At 47.1% G+C, this 19,168-nt stretch carries 13 protein-coding genes; 10 read left to right on the top strand and 3 right to left on the bottom strand.

The genetic code is table 11. The features are described from left to right. The first annotated feature begins 280 nt into the window (after positions 1–280). From H6629_03470 to H6629_03430, 9 genes are all read left to right on the top strand, one after another. Complete coding sequence (locus H6629_03470) at positions 281–3,385, top strand: carboxypeptidase-like regulatory domain-containing protein (GenBank protein MCB9066860.1); 3,105 nt, start codon at positions 281–283, stop codon at positions 3,383–3,385. A 359-nt stretch (positions 3,386–3,744) separates the two neighbouring features. Beyond that, complete coding sequence (locus H6629_03465; GenBank protein MCB9066859.1) at positions 3,745–5,982, top strand: transglycosylase SLT domain-containing protein; 2,238 nt, start codon at positions 3,745–3,747, stop codon at positions 5,980–5,982. Between the two features lie 30 nt (positions 5,983–6,012). Continuing rightward, positions 6,013–8,160, top strand: a complete 2,148-nt coding sequence (locus tag H6629_03460; GenBank protein ID MCB9066858.1) for a transglycosylase SLT domain-containing protein — start codon at positions 6,013–6,015, stop codon at positions 8,158–8,160. 17 nt (positions 8,161–8,177) lie between these two features. Then, a complete protein-coding gene (locus H6629_03455) occupies positions 8,178–8,534 on the top strand; it encodes an STAS domain-containing protein (GenBank protein ID MCB9066857.1) in 357 nt (118 codons plus the stop codon). Positions 8,535–8,624: 90 nt separating this feature from the next. Further along, the gene (locus H6629_03450) at positions 8,625–10,382 is read left to right on the top strand and encodes a GAF domain-containing sensor histidine kinase (protein MCB9066856.1); all 1,758 of its coding nucleotides are present in this window, start codon (positions 8,625–8,627) and stop codon (positions 10,380–10,382) included. Between the two features lie 57 nt (positions 10,383–10,439). Next, positions 10,440–11,399, top strand: coding sequence for a histone deacetylase (locus tag H6629_03445; protein ID MCB9066855.1), 960 nt, complete (start codon positions 10,440–10,442; stop codon positions 11,397–11,399). A gap of 73 nt (positions 11,400–11,472) precedes the next feature. Then, positions 11,473–12,126, top strand: a complete 654-nt coding sequence (locus H6629_03440; protein MCB9066854.1) for a protein-L-isoaspartate(D-aspartate) O-methyltransferase — start codon at positions 11,473–11,475, stop codon at positions 12,124–12,126. Between the two features lie 107 nt (positions 12,127–12,233). Continuing rightward, positions 12,234–12,908 (top strand): hypothetical protein, encoded by a 675-nt coding sequence (locus tag H6629_03435; GenBank protein MCB9066853.1) that lies wholly within the window; start codon positions 12,234–12,236, stop codon positions 12,906–12,908. A 103-nt stretch (positions 12,909–13,011) separates the two neighbouring features. Beyond that, positions 13,012–15,138 (top strand): TonB-dependent receptor plug domain-containing protein, encoded by a 2,127-nt coding sequence (locus H6629_03430; GenBank protein ID MCB9066852.1) that lies wholly within the window; start codon positions 13,012–13,014, stop codon positions 15,136–15,138. Here the strand turns inward: H6629_03430 and H6629_03425 are convergent. Then, on the bottom strand, positions 15,111–15,269 hold the full coding sequence (locus H6629_03425) for a hypothetical protein (GenBank protein MCB9066851.1): 159 nt from the start codon (positions 15,267–15,269) through the stop codon (positions 15,111–15,113). The genes H6629_03430 and H6629_03425 overlap by 28 nt on opposite strands. Before the next feature lie 326 nt (positions 15,270–15,595). Here H6629_03425 and H6629_03420 point away from each other — a divergent pair, with 326 nt between their 5' ends. Beyond that, positions 15,596–17,380, top strand: a complete 1,785-nt coding sequence (locus H6629_03420; protein MCB9066850.1) for a hypothetical protein — start codon at positions 15,596–15,598, stop codon at positions 17,378–17,380. A gap of 289 nt (positions 17,381–17,669) precedes the next feature. On the opposite strand, the gene xseB is transcribed toward H6629_03420, so the two are convergent. Then, the gene (gene xseB, locus H6629_03415) at positions 17,670–17,900 is read right to left on the bottom strand and encodes an exodeoxyribonuclease VII small subunit (protein ID MCB9066849.1); all 231 of its coding nucleotides are present in this window, start codon (positions 17,898–17,900) and stop codon (positions 17,670–17,672) included. Positions 17,901–17,936: 36 nt separating this feature from the next. Further along, positions 17,937–19,148, bottom strand: coding sequence for an exodeoxyribonuclease VII large subunit (xseA, locus tag H6629_03410; protein ID MCB9066848.1), 1,212 nt, complete (start codon positions 19,146–19,148; stop codon positions 17,937–17,939). Positions 19,149–19,168 lie beyond the last annotated feature (20 nt).

Here is a 19,168-nt window from a genome sequence, read left to right as displayed (position 1 = left end):
AGCCGGATTGATGCTCTCGCAATAGCGAATCATCAGTCCGGCTTTTTTTTGTGAAAAAAATCGGTTTTCAATCGTGTAAAAAGTTGCTTTTAAAGGCGTTAAGTATTTAATTAAACCTTGGAATTTAAACATCCTTTTACAGAAAACGACGCAATCGGGAAAATGCTTTTTGCGATCACCGCTTCAACCGAAAGGTATCTCGTTTTCTTTCCGGAAGTCGTATTCAATCCAGTAACAATATATTATTCGAAGATTTCGTAAATGCCAAGGAGGTAGTTTCATGCAATTTGAGGGTACTGCAGAACGGGGAAAAACATCCCGTAAATCCAGTTTTAAAGCGACGCTGTTTACGGGCTGTTTTTTAATGATTTTTTCGTTTCTCGGTGGGCTTTATGCACAAATTTATCAGGGTCCGGCCGCTGGATCGATCGGCGCCGGCGCCATCGTTTCGACCGACCAGTTTACCAACAAACCGGAAGAACCTCTTCAGCCGCATCGCAAACGGATTGTAAACCCATTTTGGGAACACCTGAATCCGCCGTATGTGGAAGACCGTTTTAACGTGACGCCGCCATCTGCACCGATGGGCAGCAACGAATTTTATGACGCATCCGTAACCGGACTCGCGCCGCAGGCGAATACGACGCCAAATATTGTGATCGATTTTGAAGCGAATTCGCAAACCAATTCCATCCCGCCGGATCCGATTATGGCGGTGGGACCGGATCACGTTATTTCGATGGTCAACTCGTCATTTGTTTTCTACGACAAACAGGGGAATGTGCTGTTTTCGCGATCCGCAGATGCATGGTTCCAAAATGTGTTGCCGTATTCCGGATTGTTCGATCCGATTGTAGTTTACGATAATATCGATAATCGCTTTGTGATGTGCTGGGATTTGCAAAACGATGTAAACCAAACCGGTTATTGGCTCGTTTCTGTATCGGATGACGAAAACCCGATGGGCAACTGGTGTAATTATGCGTTTCCGGCACATTTAAACGGAACGGTTGATGTTGGCAACTGGGGTGATTACCAGAAAATGGGGTACGATCATCAGGCTGTTTACATTTCCGGACGCCAGTTTAGTTTTACCGAAGGTTTCCAATATTGCAAATTGCGAATTATCCCCAAATCGGAATTATACGATCCGGCATGCCCGGCAGTAACCTACACAGATTTTTGGGATTTCCGCGATCCGAACAACAGCGGTGTCCGGGTGGATGGCCCGCCGATTGTGGCTTCGCATTTGGAAGCGACAAATAATACCGCTTATATGGTTGTCGATTCACCTTATATCACCGGTAATTTTATTACATTGTGGAAAATTGTGGACCCGCTTGGCACATTTGGTGCAGCAACGCTCACAGCTGTTAATATTTCAACCGTTTCTGCGCAGCAACCGCCGGATGCCAACCAGTTGGGCGGCGGAACGCCCCGCATCAATTCCGGTCGGCGGGCATATCGCAATGCGGCATATATGAACGGGAAATTATGGACATCTACCGCAATTGCCGGCGGAACCGGTAACCAGTACGCTTTTGCACGATACCTGCAATTGGATGTTATGAACGATACCGTAATTGAAGATGTATCGTTTGGTGCGAACGGATATTATTATTTATATCCTGCAATAATGGTAGATGAAGATGAAAATATTGTGATCGGATACACCCGCTCCGGAGACAACGAATACGCCGGTGCCGCATTTACCGGACGCCGCGCAACCGATGCACCGGGATTGGCACCGTCTACATTGCTGAAAGCCGGTGAAGGCAATTATGTGGTTACTTTTGGCGGCACCCGAAATCGCTGGGGCGATTATCTGGGCATTGCGCCCGATCCCAAAAATCCGTCCGTTATTTGGGCATTAATCGAATACGCCAAAGCTCCGTCCAACACCTGGGCGAACAGAATCGGCGCATTCTCCCTCAAATATGCCATCAATGGAACAATCACTGCAGAGGCAACCGGCGATGTGCTGGAAAACGCTTCCGTGAAAATTGAGGAAAGCGGCGCCGTAAAATTAACCGATGAGAACGGCGATTTCCAGTTTGGTGCACCGACAGACTCGGTAACGGTTACCGTCAGCAAATTTGAATATCAAACCACATCGCGAACAGTGACATTGGAGCCGTATTTCACCATTCCGGTGAATGTGGCGTTGCAGCCGGAGCTACAGGCGGATTTTACCGGGCAAATTTCGGATGAAAGTTCGTCCGAGGGTATATTTGCCCACATCGAATTTTATGCAAAAGATAACCCGAATCCCGAACCCTACCTCGTTTTGGATACGGATAGCAGCGGCAATTTCGTTCAGCCCAGTTTTATCGGTGAATACGATTTGCGAATTTATCCTGAATCGCCATATCCATACACCGAAATGAACGGTGTGTTGCTCGACACGCTCGGTACGAATCTGGATATCTTGCTTTCACCGGCGGATTTGATGATTGTGGACGACGACGACGGCAGCGATTACGAAAATTATTTCATAAACGCAGCAATAGCGGATACCCAAAATTATCACCATTGGAACGTTGTCGAAAAAGGATTGCCAACAGCCGATAAAATGGCGGAATATCCCAACGGTATCGTCATCTGGTTTACCGGCGATAGCGATAGCAACGCCATAAGCGACGACGAAGCTGCGGAACTATTGGCGCATCTCAATAACGGCGGAAAGCTGTTCCTCTCCGGGCAGGATATTGTTGAGGAACTGAACGGCACAGCGCTGATGAACCAATTGGGCATCGGTTATGTTCAAAACTCCGCAACGCCGGTTGTGCGCGGCGAAACCGGCGGCATTATCGGCGATGGGCTGGTGCTGATCACCGGTGCTGGCGCTGCCGGCAACCAAACGTCGCGAGATCAACTCATCATCAACGATGCAACCCGCACCACACAGGAGTTCCGTTATGGTGCCGGAGCAACGGCAACCGCCGGTATTTCCTACAAAAACGGTGCATCAAAAGCAATTGTATTCGGATTTGGATTCGAAGCAATTACCGACCCGGATCGCCAGAATGCGGTTATCCAGCGGGCAATTCAATTCTTCAAAACGCCGGTTGGCATTGGGGATTTACCCGGCGATGTAATCCCGGAAATTTTTGCGCTGGAACAAAATTATCCTAATCCGTTCAACCCGGAAACGACCATTCGTTTTTCGGTGCCGGAACGTGCAACGGTTTTATTGCAAATTTACAATACCCTCGGTCAAAAGGTTCGTACGTTGGCAAATGCCCGCTATTCCGCCGGAATTTATGATGTCCGTTGGGATGGCCGAGATGATTCCGGCAACAGCGTTACTTCCGGCATCTATTTTTATCGTATCGAAGCCGGAGCCAATTTTTCAACAGTCCGTAAAATGATTTTGATGAAGTAAAACAGCCGCCGAATAGCCATTCAATTTTACAAAAGCGCGGCACCGGCAACGAATGCCGCGCTTTTTTGTAATCTGCAGAAAATATTTTTAATCCGGCACAAATTCTACCTCCAATTCCGGGAACGCAAATTGCCAAAAACATGTTAAATTGGAGATGTTAAATTTAATGTTTGCTTTAGTTTGACCTGAATCTATCGATTATAAATTCTTATACTGTAAATTCATTACGTGGCATCACATAAGAATCCGGTCCTGATTTTGAAGTGTCTTAATCGCATCTTAACCGGTTGTTTATCATAACGAAATAGAGCTGTTATTAATTTGTTCAATATGGACAAATCACAAAAAAAGTGGCGGATATGCTGAAAAGATTTTTACATCTGATTGGGGTGTTGGGCGGATTATTCCTGTTGACGATTCCGGCAACAGCCGAAACCCCGGATATCGATGATTACAACCGGGCCAACCAATATTACGAATCCGGCGATTTTGCGAATGCGCTGGTTTTTTATGAAGCCGCAGTCGCAAAAAATCCCGAGTTGGGAACCCGATTTCCCAAAATATTGTTGAAAATCGGCTATTGTTTGTTCCAGACCGGACAATTTGAGAAAGCCGCGTCTGAGCTTGGCAATCAATCCATAAAATCCCTCGAAATTGCCGATTACGCCGATTTTTTTGCAGCAAAATCGTTGATGGCTTCATCGTTGCCCGGCAATGCCGCATCGATATTGGAGCTGTATCGCAGCCGTTATCCCAACAGCCCGATGGGCATTTCCGCAGATTCAATGCTTGCTGAAATTTATTTTCAACAGGGCAAATGGCAATCTGCCAAAACGCTGTACAGCCGGCTGATAAAATATCGCGGATTCGACAAAGGCGAAATTACCGGCCGCCTGATGCACATCGCCAAAAAACTCGGTAACACTCAGGCGTTAACCAACGAAGCCTTTACGCTGATGAAAAAGTATCCGTTTCATCCGCAAAGCAGGATTGCCTACCGGGAAATCCGTAGTAAATATGATAATGCCGTGCTGACCACCACCGCACTCCAAAATATGTTCAGCTATCTTGCGGAAACCGAACAGTACTCGGAGATGACCGCGCTGCTGAAACATCAGGAAAAACTGGGCGGCAAATCCGAATTATTGCGCTGGTTAAAAATTCGCAAATTATACGAAGAAAAACAGTATTGGGGATCGTTGCAAGCTGCCAAAGCCCAACGGGACAGTTTTGTAACGGCAACATACAAACGCCATATCGATTTGAATTTTGCCCGCTGCTACCTGCGAATGGGTTTGAAAGACAAAGCTATTGAAGCGTATGACACATTCCAGAAACGTTATCCGACCGATGCACTTGCTGCAGAAGTGCTGTGGGTGATCGCCTGGCTGAGCGAAGAACAGGGACGCCCGGACGCTGCCCGGGAATATTATCAACGGCTGATAACCGGCTACAGCCGCTATGAACTGACGCCGGAAGCACGGTTTCGCATCGGTTTATCGCATTTTCGGGATGGCGAATTTGAGCAAGCCCGAGGCTATTGGAAAGCGGCGCTCAATCGCAAATCCGATGACATCTGGAATCCCCGGATGACCTATTGGATCGCCAAATCGTACGCCGCAGAAGGCAACGATTCGATGCGGGTTGCATTGCTGAGCACCATTATCGCACAACCGTTTGATAATTATTATACGATGAAAGCGTTTCTGACCACTCAATCCACCGAACATATTCATCAGTTGGTAGATTCGCTGTTGTCCGAAATTCACCACAAACCGGTGAGCTATTTGCCCAAATATTTGAATGATTTTCAGCGCCCGTTGCTGGTACAGGAAGTTTTCGGTGAAAATTATGCCCAACGCGAGCTGAACGTTTTGGCGGAAAAACTGAACGAACCGGGTTGGGAACTCACTTTTGCGCTCGGCGAAATGAATGAGCGGCTTCAGAATTTCGGGCGGGCGTATCGCTATTATCAACGGGTTTATTTGAACCATTTTGTCCGGAGCGACTGGAAAGAATGGATTTTTCTGTTCAAAAATTTATATCCGTTATATTTTAACAGCGAAGTGAACACTTACGCCCGGAAATGGAACATCACGCCGGCCAGCATTTGGGCAGTGATGAAAAAGGAAAGTGCGTTTGAACCGCAAATTACATCGTACGCCAACGCATACGGGCTGATGCAAATTATCCCGCCGACAGCGGATCGCCTCAGCGAAAGTCTTGGCATGGAAATGACGGACGTGCGCCGGTTGTTCGAGCCCGATTTCAACATTCTGCTGGGCAGCTATTATCTTTCGGAATTGCTGAAGCGATATGACGGCAATATGTATCACGCGCTGGCGGCATATAACGCCGGTGAGCATCGGGTGGATCGCTGGCGAAAAGTATATCTGACTGATGACGATGATTATTTTATGGAAAATATCGAATATGAACAAACACGCCAATATGTTCGGGGCGTAATGAAATATTACTGGTTGTATCATCTGATTATTCATCCGCACCTTGTCACGGAAGAATTGGCGGATTTCCCGGCGAAAGTTGCCCGGGAGCCGTGGTTCCGCGAAACCGGAACGATTGAATCACCCAATTAGAGGAGTTCTGCCATCAAAAAAGCTGTTTACATGATGGGGTTTTTATTGTGCTTTGCCGGTATTTCAATCGCCGCCGGCGAAGAAATTTATCAAAACCACCTCCCGCACCGGGAAGCGCTCGATACCGAAGTGCGTTTCTGGAAGAATGTGTTTGCGAAAGTGGCGAAAAACCAATTTGTCATTCACGATGTGGATGATCTCAGCCTGGTGTATAAAACCATCACGCTCGATACATCGCTGACCGAACGGGAAGAAGATAACAAGCTGAAAGAAGCCCGTAAAGAAGTTGAAGAATTGTTGCTCCGTTTTCACAACAAACAATTTGATGTAGCGAACCTGACGTATTGGGAAAACACCGTTTATATGCTGTTTTTAAAGAATACGGATCCCGATAAATTTCTGAATGCATCAAAAAATATCCGGGCGCAACGCGGCATCCGGGAGAATTTTTTGGCGGGCGTTCAGCGGATGTTCACCTATTTGCCATATATCGAAAAAGTGTTTCAGGAATACGAATTGCCGCGGGAACTGATCTATCTGCCGCATGTGGAATCATCCTTTAACCCGGATGCGCGATCGCATGTGGGTGCATCGGGAATGTGGCAATTTATGCGCAGTACCGGGCGTCAATACATGAAAGTTAACCGGATAAAAGACGAACGGTTTGACCCGCTCGTTGCTACCCGAGCAGCCGCGAAATTACTCAAATTTAACTACCGATTACTGGATGATTGGGCGTTGGCGATAACCGCATACAATCACGGTTTGGGTAGCATGCAAAAAGCCAAACGGCTGCATGGCGATTATTTGACCATTCGCGAGAAATATTTGCGGCGCAGCTTTGGTTTTGCATCGAAAAATTTTTACCCCGAAGTGCTGGCAGTTGTGGAAATTTGCGACAGCCTCGATCACTATTTCCCCAACGCAGCGAAAGACCCGGTGCTTGAATTTCAGGAAATCGAGTTGCCCAAAAACCTGAATCTGGCGCGATTTGTCGATCAGTTTGAGTTGGATAAAACAGAAATGGAACGGCTAAATCCCGGATTTAACCGGAGTGTCTGGAAAGGACAAACATATATTCCTGCCAAATATACCCTTCGGTTGCCACTGGAAAGCAGCGCACGGGATATTTTGGCATCACTTGGTGCATCGGATGAAGTAATCGGTGAAATCAAGCTTGCGCAGCTTTTGCCCAAAAGCAACAGCATCGCCATTCGCCAATTGCAGGAAATTTACGCGCGTCGGGCAAAGGTGCAGAAAAATATCCGCAATATGCAAATTGGTGTGATATCTCCTGACAAAACAGATGTTTACGCCGAAAATCCGGAAACGATGAACTGGTTACTGGCACTCAACGATTCGCCTGTTGAAATTGTTGAAGAACCGGTTTTGGTGGCAGAAATTAACCCGTCCGCACCGGTGGAAATTGTTGAACCTGTTGCTGAAAAATTGGAACAGACAGCTTCGGAAGCCGAGCCGCTGATCGCCAAATTGGATGGGCAGCCGCTAAAATACCCGCTGGATTTACCGCGAATGCAGGTTGCAGAAAATCCTGTTCAGCAAAAATTTCCCGATTTTATGTGGGAATTATCCCCAGAAGAGCCGAAGCCTCAACCTGTTGAAATTGCTGAAGTTGAGCCGAAAAAACCAGCAAAAGCACCCCCCGTTGTTGCCCATGTTGAAGCAAGCACACCAGAGATTAGCTGGCAATTGGTTGTGGATGGCCGGGAGATATCCATCATCGAACTTCAGCAAATGCTGGTTACCCGGCTTCGCCCGGATGGTGATGAAATAATTGTTTATCCGCAGGAAACGGTCGGGCATTTTGCGGAATGGCTGGGTAATAATGCCAGCACCATTCGCCGCGTGAACGGGTTATCGCGAAGCAGTAATATGAAAACCGGCGCGCGCCTTAAACTGGATTTTTCAACCACATCGCCGGACGTATTTCTGCAAAAACGACTCAACTATCACATGGGGCTTATTCAGAAGTATTTCCAGAATTCCGCCCGGGTGGAGTTGATTCAACACACCATCCAGTCCGGTGATAATCTGTGGAATCTCGCCCGCAAAAAATATAAGTTTCCCGTAAATCTTTTGCTTTATTTTAACGATTTAAATAAATTAGAGCAGTTGTTTCCCGGTGATAAATTAATGTTGCCAGTTATCTATCAATAGACTTTAGAGGAGAGCCTATGAAAATTAAAGAACAAATACAGGGCGACATTGCCGTCATTACTGTTAGCGGAAACATGATGGGTGGACCCGAATCTCAGGATCTGCATGACAAAGTGAAGAGCCTTTTGGCAGACGGATTAAAAAAATTTGTAATCGATATCAAAGGCGTAAAATGGATGAACAGTTCCGGTTTGGGAACGCTGATGTCCTGTATGACATCAATTACGGAAAACAACAGCCAGTTAAAATTAGCCAGCGTTACGGAAAAAGTAAAAAGCGTTTTAATGATCACCAAATTGATCGAAATATTTGATACGTATGAAAATGCTGATCGGGCCGTTGCCAAGTTCCTGGAAGACGCAAAAGGAGCTTAACAATCAAAATTAGTGAAAAAAAATAAAAAGCTCCCAACAGCGGGAGCTTTTCTTGTTTGAATGACCCGCCAAATAAGGAAATAGGTGAAGATGGGTAACCCCGGAACTGATCCAAAGTTGCTGCAGGATGAAATTCGTCAGCTAAAATGGTTGCTCAAAAAACGTGAGAAAGAGCTGTTTTCCATCCAGCGGATCGGGAAAGCGCTCAGCTCGACGTTGAATATCGATAAATTGCTGCGATTAATTATGCAGGAAATAACGGTGTTGATGGGTGCCGATCGCAGCACGCTATATATCGTCGATTCCGAAAAGCAGGAATTGTGGGCAAAAGTTGCCTTAAAAGCGGAAATAAAAGAAATTCGCCAGCAAATTGGCCGGGGAATTTCCGGAACGGTTGCGAAAACCGGTCAGGCGATTAATATTTCCGATGCTTACAACGATCCACGATTCGACCCGATCACAGATAAACGCACCGGATACCGGACCCGCTCCATGCTGTGCATGCCGGTATGGGATCCGAACGCGCAGGAAGGTGAACGTAAAATAATTGCCGTTATTCAGGTGCTCAATAAAATTGACGGTGTTTTTACGGATGAAGACGAAGACTTGCTGGAAGCACTTGCTTCGCAGGTGGCAATTTCGATCAGCAACGCGCGGTTGTATCAACGCGTTGAGAAGAAATTGCGCGAGATCGATCTGCTCCACGAATTTGAACAATTGCTAAACGTAGAGCACGACCTGCCGTTGGTTTACCGGAAAGTGCTTCAGCGAACGGTTGAACATTTGAACGCCGAATGGGTGGTTGCAATCGTGCCGGATAACGGGCAGCTGATTGTTTGTTCTGCCAATCAATCCGGCAAAAGTTATCAGGAAACGTTGCCGCAAGTGGATAAGCTCCCCGCTTTGCCAGATATTTCCGATTACCACGCATTGTCCGCTTTTTGGGATGAAATACGGCAACATCTCAGCATTGCCGAAATCGCGCAAAATGCCGGCGATGAATATTTGTTCAAAAATATTCAACTAACCGATGCATCCACCGGATTGCTGGTGGCGATTGCGGTTGGTGTCGGGCAGGCACAGGATTATCAGGACGAACGAAAAATAATGGAGCTGATCGCGCAAAAAATATCCCGGGCTCGGGAACTGCACGATTTGCGGGATGGCATTATCAAACGGGAACGGCTTTCGGCAATCGGGCGGGTGATCAGCACCGTTGTGCACGATATTCGAAGCCCCGTAAGCACCATCAACGGATTTGTGGATCTGATGCAGGACGACACCACAACGCCGGATGAGCGCAATGAATTTGCCGATATTATTCGCGATGAAATTCGCGCAACGATGAACATGATCACCGAAGTGCTGGATTTCGCGAAAGGTAAAACCAATTTGTTGCCGCGCAAAAACAGCGCCCAGCAATTGGTCAAACGCTTTGGCACGCGGCTGAAAAAAATGTGCGAAGATAACGGGACAAAACTGTCCATTCTCGTCGAAAGCCAGCAATTGCTGCATGTTGACGAAGAAAAAATACTGCGGGTTTTTTACAATATTTCCAAAAACGCACTGGAAGCGATGGGAAAAGGTGGGCAATTCATGTTCCGCATTTACGATGAAAATGAATCTGTCGTGTTCCAGTTTACCGATAGCGGACCGGGAATTCCCGGCGAAATACAGGATCGATTATTCGATTCATTTGTAACCAGCGGCAAAGAAAGCGGCACCGGATTGGGGTTAGCCATCGTTAAAAAAATTATCGATGAACACAACGGACGAATTGTTATCGATTCCAAACCGGAATCCGGCGCGACATTTTGGGTAAAATTACCCATTTACACCAGAAATTGAATAACTGGTTTTTACGATTTGCAACGCATCGAATCTTATTTTTGAAGGGGCATTTGCATGCATCTGAACTGGAAAAATCTCCACTTCTATTACCACCCGATTTTTTTGGAACATTTAAAAGGGCTGCGTCATCCGGAAAACCCCGAACGGCTGGGTATTATCGTCGAGTATTTGCAACGCCACGGCATTTGGGATCAACTTGTGCACAAAACACCGGAAAAAGCAGAGCTAAAATGGATCGAAACCAACCACAGCCCCTCGTATATCCACAGCATTGAGGAAACGTGTTTGCGTGCGCCGGCAATTCTGGATGGCGGAGATACACTGGTAACCGAAAAATCGTTCGAAGCTGCCTTATATGGCGTCGGTGCATGCCTTGCGGGTGTGGACGATCTGATGAATAATAAAGTAGATAGCGTATTTTGCGCCATCCGTCCGCCCGGGCATCACGCCGAATATGCCGAAGCAATGGGATTTTGCCTCTTCAACAATGTTGCCATTGCCGCGCGATATGCCATTGATCGCTACGCGCTGCAGCGTGTTTTCATTCTGGATTGGGATGTGCATCAGGGCAACGGCACCCACCACAGTTTTTATCAAAATCACGATGTTTATTTTTGCAGCATTCACCAATGGCCGTTGTATCCGGGAATCGGCGCTGCGGAGGAACGTGGTCGCGGGCTCGGAAAGGGATACACGCTCAACATTCCGCTGCCGCCCGATTGCGGTGATCACGAATATCTGCGGGTGTTAAGCGAGCAGATTATTCCCGAATTGCGGTTGTATCATCCGGATTTGCTGATCATCTCAGCCGGTTTTGATGCCCACGATGATGACCCGCTGGCGCAAATGCGCGTTTCCACCGAAGGTTTTCGCAAAATGACCCGGATGTTGCGGGAAGAAATGAAACAAATTAATGACGGTAAAATATTATCCGTTTTGGAAGGCGGCTATCATCACGAAAACCTGGCCGCAAGTTTGTTGGCACATCTGGAGGCATTGGTAGAAACAGAGTAAAATCAGCAACTTACGTGTTGTTATCGTCTCATTTGCCAACATTTTTTGCGACCGGCAAAGCAAAGGATTTTGCATGACTTCACCGGAAACCGGTGGAAACCGGGAACAACTTTGGCAAAAACTGCGCCGGCAAATGGTTGACGAGCATTTAATGAAACGCGGTATTTCCGATGCACGGGTGCTGCAGGCGTTTCTCGATGTGCCGCGCCACCTTTTTGTTCCCGAAGAACGCATTGACGAATCCTACGACGATAAGCCACTTCCTATCGGTTGGGACCAAACCATTTCGCAACCGTTTATTGTTGCATACATGGTTGGTTTGCTTTCGCTGAAACAATCGGAGCGCGTGCTGGAAATCGGCACCGGTTCCGGCTACGAAACAGCAATTCTGGCAAAAATAATCAGCGAAGTGTATTCGATCGAAATCGTTCCGGAGTTGTCGGAGCGTGCCGATAAGATTATGGAAAATATGGGTTTAGCCAACGTCCGTTTGCGGGTTGGCAACGGCTACGAAGGCTGGCCGGAAGCCGCGCCGTTTGATGCAATTATTGTTTCCGCAGCGCCCAAAAAAATTCCGCATGATTTAATTCACCAATTGCGCATCGGCGGGCGGATGATCATTCCGGTTGGCGGAATGATGCAACGGCTTTTCCTGATCACCCGCGGTGAAAAAAAACTGAACATTTCCCGGAAAATCCCCGTACGATTTGTTCCGATGGTCCGCTGAAACACGTTCCCAACGCTGCGAATTTAACCCGATCGTGGCATTGTTTTCCTCCCTGAAAACCGCTAAATTACCCGGATTCGAATTAAATCAGGCAATTAAGGCAATTTATGGCAATTAAAAACCGGCGTTTTTGGGGTTTGCTGTTTTCCGCGATATTTCTGTTATGGCGCTGCGACGCCGACCGGTTAACCGGATTTAACTATCAGGCCGAACAGGTGCCAAACGATGCCATCGTTACCGGACAAATCAGCAATGTTTTCACCGGAGAGCCGATCCACCGGGCAACCATCCAAATGCAGGGGCGGGTAATTTCAACCACCCGCGACGGGCGCTACACCATTCCATACGAAATTGGCGAAGACGACCGGCTCAGCCGACCTGCAACAGTGCGAATTTCCGCCCGGCAATATTTTACACTGGATACGCAACTGGTTGTTTTTCCTGAAAATAACACGCTGAACGCAAAGCTGGTGTATGGCGCCCCGATTATTTTGAGCAGCAGTATTGCGGATTCAATTGTCGTCGCAGAAATTTTTGATTATCAGGGGGCTGCAAATATCGATAGCGTTTTTGCAATCGGCACATACTGGGATGACAGCCTTCGTGTGCTTTCGAACGTTGCTTTTTTGATGAACAGAATTGATATTCTGGATGATTTTTCCGCACTTTTTCAAACCCATTTTCCCGATACCGTAGATTCCAGCGGGTTGCTGCGCACCAATTACAGCATCCGCGCGACGGATAAAGATGATTTCACCGAAACCCGTATTTTTGGCTATTGAACCGATCTAAATTATTAAAAATGAGAGATTTATGAAAATCCGCTCCTATGTTGAAAAATTTTTTTTTGCAATCCTTTGCCTTTTTTTGATCGCTGGTAGTGCAATGGCGCAACAAGTGATTTCCGGTATTGTGGTTGATGCGCGATCGCTCAATCCGCTGAAAGGTGCGGATGTGTATCTGAAGCTGGCGAAAGTTGGAACAACAACGGATGATGACGGTTTTTTTCGGCTGGAAGTGGCGGAAAATGCGCTCAGCGATACGCTGATGGTCAGCTTTTTGGGATTCGAAACGTATGTGAGCAGGTTGTCGACATTTCCCAATCGCAGCCGAATTGAATTGCAGCCGGGCAATCTTTCCGTATCGGATTCGGTGACGGTGCGCGACTTTCGCTCAGATATTTCCCGACAGGAAATTCCCCACGCTCGGAGCGAAATTTCATTCGAAGAAATTGAATCGCGCGGCAGCAGCGAAATTGGCGATATTTTCAAAAATATTCCGGCAGTGCGCATCGAAGGGAATGATTTGAACGGGCGGCGCATCCAGATTCGCGGCAGCGATGCCAGCGAAGTAAACGTTTATATCGACGGCGTGCTCATTAACAATCTCGGTGTCAGCGATGCCGCCGATTTATCGATCATCCCGGTGGAGAGCATCGAATCGCTGGAGGTGCTCAAAGGCTCGAACATGACGCTGCTGGGCAACGGTGCGTTCGGCGGCGTGGTCAATATTCACACCCGTAAAAAACTCGACCGGGAAGTGTATCTCAAAACGAAACAGGGCAGTTTCAACAGCCAATATTACATTGGCGAAGTGAACGTGCCGCTTTCCCGGAATTTTGTGCTCAACTATTTTGGGCAGGTAAACAGCAACAAGCCGGGCATCGAATTTTTTCCCGGCGAGGTGTTGGATTCCACAAAAACCGAAAATGCGCAGGTTGATATCTTCAAACAAAACCACAACTTACGTATGGATTATTATTTATCTGAAGGGCAGTTGAGCGCCCGCGTTTTCGGATATGTTCTGGATTACCAAAAGCCGTCCTGGCAGAATTTGCGGCAAAATCTCATCGTAGCCGGATCCTATCGCGGAACATTGCTCGGTGCGGAAGATCTCGATTTGATGTTGAATTACCAAATCGGAAAAGACGACATCGAGCGATTGCAAACACAAGTTCAAAATACCTACGAGGATATTTATCAAACCCGGCGGTTGAATTTCCGCGCTGCCAAAAAATATACCGCCGATAAAAATGAGTTCCAGTTGTTGGCGGAATATTATCACGATGAAGTGGATATCGAATTCCGCGACGCCAGACGTGCTAACCCATTGTATTATGGTGCTTTACTGTATGAAAACAGATTCAGTTTTGCCGGTGTGGCAGGGTTTAGCAACCAATTTAACAATCGCCCGGACATCACCTGGAAGACCCATTTTGGCTTACGCGATGATTACATTACCACCGGTGAACATTTTGTTTCGCCGACAATCGGTATTCAGATTGAATTTGAGAAACCCAATTATGTGCTGACACCCTATTTGAGCTACGGCAAAAACGTCCGCTTTCACTCGCTGGCGGATAACGCATATCTCCAGTTACAGGAAATTGACGCCGGAGATTCCACACTCAATCGGCTGGAACCGGAAGTGAACAACGCCGGAGAGATGGGTTTTAGCCTGAAACGCGATGTTCAGGGGCGGATGTATTCCGGTTACGAAGTGGCGATGTCCGTTTTTCGCAGCACAATTGTGAACAAGCTGATCCAGTTGCCGAGCGATCCGTCCCGGGTGCTATCGCAGATCGGGCGCAACGAGACCAACGGTTTCGAGACATCCCTCAAATTCAACGGATTGCTGAAACGGATGAGTTTGCAGGCAACAGCAACGATGCTGGATATTTCGGATCTCTCGCTTTATCCCTTTAAACCGGAAAATATGTTCAGCGTTCAGTTGGATTATCAGTCACCGTGGGGATTTTATGTAAACACCACGCTGTTCCGCGAAGGAAAAAGCAGCGGACTTGTGCCCGCCGGAAACCAAACCAACGAGCTAATTTCGGAAGAAATACCCGCATTTTACGATGTAGATATTGCAGCCGGTTATCGCTTTCGGGTGAGCGGTATGCAATGGCATTTGCAGGCTTCCGGCTACAATATTCTGGATAATAGTGGTTATCAATTTTATTTGTTGAAAAAACAGTATTTTCAGGTATCGTTATCGGTGAAGTTGTAAAATGGGCAAATTATCACATGAAATTTTGACGCATTTTCAGTGCGGCGAATGCCGGAAATGGTGGAGTATCGGCGATGCACCATCGGATCGCCGGTGCTGGTTTTGCCCGTGGTGCGGAGCCAGCCAATCATTTGATGATATTTCTGATGTCACTCAATCACCCGACCTACCGGAAAATCCAACAACTGAACCGGAGTAGATTCCGTTTTCTCCGGTTGTATTCAATGTGCCCCTCGTCAAATCGCTTCAAAAATGTAAAAAAATAACACACTCTCGGACAAAAATAGTGCGGTTGAATTGACCGCAAAAACCCCCGTTTTTTTAAGCCCTGTAATACTGTTGGCTGCATTTATGTTTGCGGGCTAACGGTATTGGCATACGCCTTGCTATATACCAACACGATAGTGATGGATGTTCAGGTTGTGAAACCTTAACCGAGTTAATTCAGGAGTAGCATATGAGAAATCGTTTCGGAATGAAAGTAGTTATCAGTATTGTTCTGATACTGAGTTTCTCCGGAGTTAGTTTTGCGAAAGATCAGTTTAGCGGCTATTGGCGAACCTCGTTTGGGCATCTGTCGCTGGATGTCGATGGCAGAAATGTGACCGGAATTTATTCAGATGGCAAGGTAAAAGGAAAGCTCGAAGGTCGGTTATCGACAAATGGAAAATTACTGACGGGCAACTGGATTGAAGGAAACAATCGCGGTAATCTGTTGTTTGTCCTGCAATCCGGTGGAAATTCCTTTAACGGAACATGGGGCAGGGGCGATGAAAATTTGGACGGCGAGTGGATCGGCGTCCGGGAAAAACCTGATGACAAGCTGAACAGCGCAAATGCCACTCAATTTGAAGGCACATGGCAAACCAATTTTGGCACGATGGGACTCGCAGTGCAGGAAGATGGTAAAATTGGCGGTTCATTTAATGGTAAAATCAGTTCCGGAACCGTGAAAGGGTATTATGATGCCGCAAAATCACAACTCGTTTTAAATTGGTCAGATGGCAAATTTGCCGGTGTTGTGAATTTCAATTTGATGGAAGGCAGCAACGGGCTTTATGGTGAGTGGTGGTATAGCTCCAAAAAATATGGCGGCAGTTGGTATGGTGTTCGCAACAGCGATGTTTTGGGGTGTATTGATGGCAATTGCACAGATGGCCAGGGCACATACGTGTGGGCTGATGGCCGGCGCTTCGAAGGTAGCTGGGTAAAAAATGCTCAGCACGGCATCGGCGTCAGTTATTTGCCGGACGGTCGCGTACAATATTCTGGCGTTTGGATTGATGGGATCTACCGTTGGCAAGTTTTATCCGGTGATGTCCAAAATGGAACTGGAAAAATCAAAACGCCGGAAGGCGATGTTTACGAAGGATTGTTCAGTAATTTTATTCCGGAGGGTGAGGGTGTTTTCACATTTGCAAACGGAAATATTTACACCGGCGAAGTGAGCAGCGGGCAGCCGCATGGTAAAGGCAATCTGCAAATTATTGCAGAAAATGCGGTTTTTGAAGGTTATTTCCGCAAAGGAAAACCACAGGGGCGCGGCGTTTACACCTTCGCAGACGGACAGGTTTACGACGGCTATTTCCGAAATGGCATTCGTCATGGAAGCGGATTTCAAACGTGGGCGGATGGTTCCAAATATCAGGGGCAATGGCGTGATGATCGCCCGAATGGCAGGGGAAGCTGGTATTTCGCCAACGGCGATGTGTATGAAGGCGCTTTTGATAATGGAAAGCGAAATGGGAACGGCGAATACCGTTTCTCAGACGGGCAAATTATTCAGGCCAATTGGAAAGATGACCGGGTTGAGTCTGTCAAAAGTAATTCTGCGGAAACGGATCGCTCAAACGATGCGCATCTCAGCGTATACATTCCGGGATTTGCCGAGTCATTTGTTCAGAATAAGCGATATTTTTTGGTTTATAATACTACCGAAAAAGCCGAACCCGAGTCCGGTAGTATCCCACTCGGCAGTGTCATTCCGGAAAAGGAAGTGCAGATATTTTATCACATCGTTGAAGCACCGGGAACTGTGGATGAAGAAACGGTTCGGGTATTTCTCAGTGAAAAGCAAAAATTGGACCCGGAATCTTTCAAAATTGCAGCGATCCCGGATCGTGTCGATGGCATAAAACAAGCTATACGCAGCTATCGATTGGGATTAGATGTGACCCGCATCTATGTTTCGGAAGGTGAAAAATGGCAAATTAGCGGTGATAATTTGGCAATATCACAATAAATAAAACAGTATCAAAAACGCTAAAGTTAGCCGATAGTACAGCCAGGCTTTAAATTCGGAAGGTTCGTCAATTGAGAAATTGAGCATCATCCGTATTCAAAGGGAAGTTGATTCAATCGCGATGATTGGCTGCTTCCGATAAGGTGGGTCTTTAATCGCGAGATTAGGGCTGATCTTGAAAAGGGTGTCAGTAATCGCGAGGATTACCTTGCATCCGGCTGCCAAAACTACCGGCAGGCGTCATCCCCGTTCATGCAACCGCGTGGACGGGGTTTTTTATTGCGGAAAACTACTCGGTATCCAACGGCGTTTCCTCGAAAGAGCCATCCGCTTTTTGCGTCAATTTATAAATTGTTTTTTCTGCTTCGCTCAATTTGCCGGAACAGATTTTGAGTAAATCCATACCTTCTTTGTATAATTCTACCGACGTTTCCAGACCCACGCTGTTATCTTCGAGCTTTCGGGTGATTTCTTCCAGCCGTTGGAACGCGTTCTCAAATGTAATTTTTTTTGCTGCCATACCGTTTACCGTTGTTTTATGAATTAAAATTGAAAATCAGGGTGTGTTTTCCTGTGCATCAGATGGTTCGACAGATGTTACGGTGCTGTCAAACCCACCCGATGCCAGCCGGATATGCACCGAATCGCCGTTTGCAAGCTGTGATGCGTCGGTGAGGATTTTGCCATTTCGGGTTGCAATGCTGTAACCGCGTTTCAAAATAGCGTCCGGATTGAGTGAGTTGAGCTGCGTTTGAATATGTTTCAGGTTGACCTGCCTCATTTGGATGGCGTGATTAACATTGTTTGTCAAACTGCGCTGCAATTCATCCAGCCGTTGGCGATGCTGAAAAACCAAATCCAGCGGTCGCCGGAATGCGTAGCTGTTCTGCCAGTTAGTCAATTGGTCGCGCAAATTATCCAATCTTTTGTGGAGCAAGCTGCCCATTTTTTCGTGAAAATAATTGAGCTGACCCTGTATTTCCCGCCAATCGCGAACCGCAATTTCCGCTGCTGCGGAAGGTGTCGGTGCGCGGTGATCGGCAACAAAATCGGCAATCGAAAAATCGACTTCGTGACCGACTGCCGATATCACCGGAACGGTTGAATCAAAAATTGCCCGAGCCACAATTTCCTCGTTAAATGCCCATAAATCTTCCAGCGAACCGCCGCCACGCCCGACGATTAACACGTCAACATTTTGGTATTTGTTGAATGTTCCAATAGCAGCCGCAATTTCTTCCGCTGCTCCAGCGCCCTGCACGCGAACGGGTAACAACACAATTTTGGTTGCCGGCGAACGTCGCTGTATTACGCTGACGATATCTCGTATCGCTGCACCGGTAGGCGAGGTGATAACCCCAACCGATCCCGGGAAAGGTGGTAGCGTTTTTTTATGAGCGTCATCAAATAATCCTTCTGCAAGCAATCGCCGTTTGAGTTGCTCGAAGGCCATTTGTAACGCACCAACGCCAGCCGGCTGAATCTGCTGGATAATCAGCTGATAATTTCCACTGCGCTCATAAACCTGAACATCGCCTTCAACCAGCACTTTTATTCCATCCTGGGGTAAAAAAGCAAGCTGGGCGGCACGGAATTTCCACATCGCGCAACTGATTTGGGCAGATTCATCTTTCAGGGTAAAATAAATATGTCCGGAAGAATGGCGTTTGTAATTGGATATCTCGCCTTCCACCCAAAGTCGGGGAAAGCTCTGTTCCAATACTGATTTGATGTCGCGGGTAAGTTGAGATACGGAGTAGGTTTTCATCGATAACTACCTTAAAAAAG

This window comes from Calditrichia bacterium (assembly GCA_020634975.1).
Lineage (GTDB): Bacteria > Calditrichota > Calditrichia > RBG-13-44-9 > J075 > JACKAQ01.
The sequence above is the reverse complement of the archived record's forward strand: the minus strand, read 5'-3'. Positions and strand labels throughout refer to the sequence as shown.

Excerpts from the sequence above, each read along its gene's own strand:
- H6629_03470 (MCB9066860.1), top strand. The coding sequence starts at position 281 with ATGCAATTTGAGGGTACTGCAGAACGGGGAAAAACATCCCGTAAATCC.
- H6629_03465 (MCB9066859.1), top strand. The coding sequence starts at position 3,745 with ATGCTGAAAAGATTTTTACATCTGATTGGGGTGTTGGGCGGATTATTC.
- H6629_03460 (MCB9066858.1), top strand. The coding sequence starts at position 6,013 with ATGATGGGGTTTTTATTGTGCTTTGCCGGTATTTCAATCGCCGCCGGC.
- H6629_03455 (MCB9066857.1), top strand. The coding sequence starts at position 8,178 with ATGAAAATTAAAGAACAAATACAGGGCGACATTGCCGTCATTACTGTT.
- H6629_03450 (MCB9066856.1), top strand. The coding sequence starts at position 8,625 with ATGGGTAACCCCGGAACTGATCCAAAGTTGCTGCAGGATGAAATTCGT.
- H6629_03445 (MCB9066855.1), top strand. The coding sequence starts at position 10,440 with ATGCATCTGAACTGGAAAAATCTCCACTTCTATTACCACCCGATTTTT.
- H6629_03440 (MCB9066854.1), top strand. The coding sequence starts at position 11,473 with ATGACTTCACCGGAAACCGGTGGAAACCGGGAACAACTTTGGCAAAAA.
- H6629_03435 (MCB9066853.1), top strand. The coding sequence starts at position 12,234 with ATGGCAATTAAAAACCGGCGTTTTTGGGGTTTGCTGTTTTCCGCGATA.
- H6629_03430 (MCB9066852.1), top strand. The coding sequence starts at position 13,012 with ATGGCGCAACAAGTGATTTCCGGTATTGTGGTTGATGCGCGATCGCTC.
- H6629_03425 (MCB9066851.1), bottom strand. The coding sequence starts at position 15,269 with ATGATTGGCTGGCTCCGCACCACGGGCAAAACCAGCACCGGCGATCCG.
- H6629_03420 (MCB9066850.1), top strand. The coding sequence starts at position 15,596 with ATGAGAAATCGTTTCGGAATGAAAGTAGTTATCAGTATTGTTCTGATA.
- xseB (MCB9066849.1), bottom strand. The coding sequence starts at position 17,900 with ATGGCAGCAAAAAAAATTACATTTGAGAACGCGTTCCAACGGCTGGAA.
- xseA (MCB9066848.1), bottom strand. The coding sequence starts at position 19,148 with ATGAAAACCTACTCCGTATCTCAACTTACCCGCGACATCAAATCAGTA.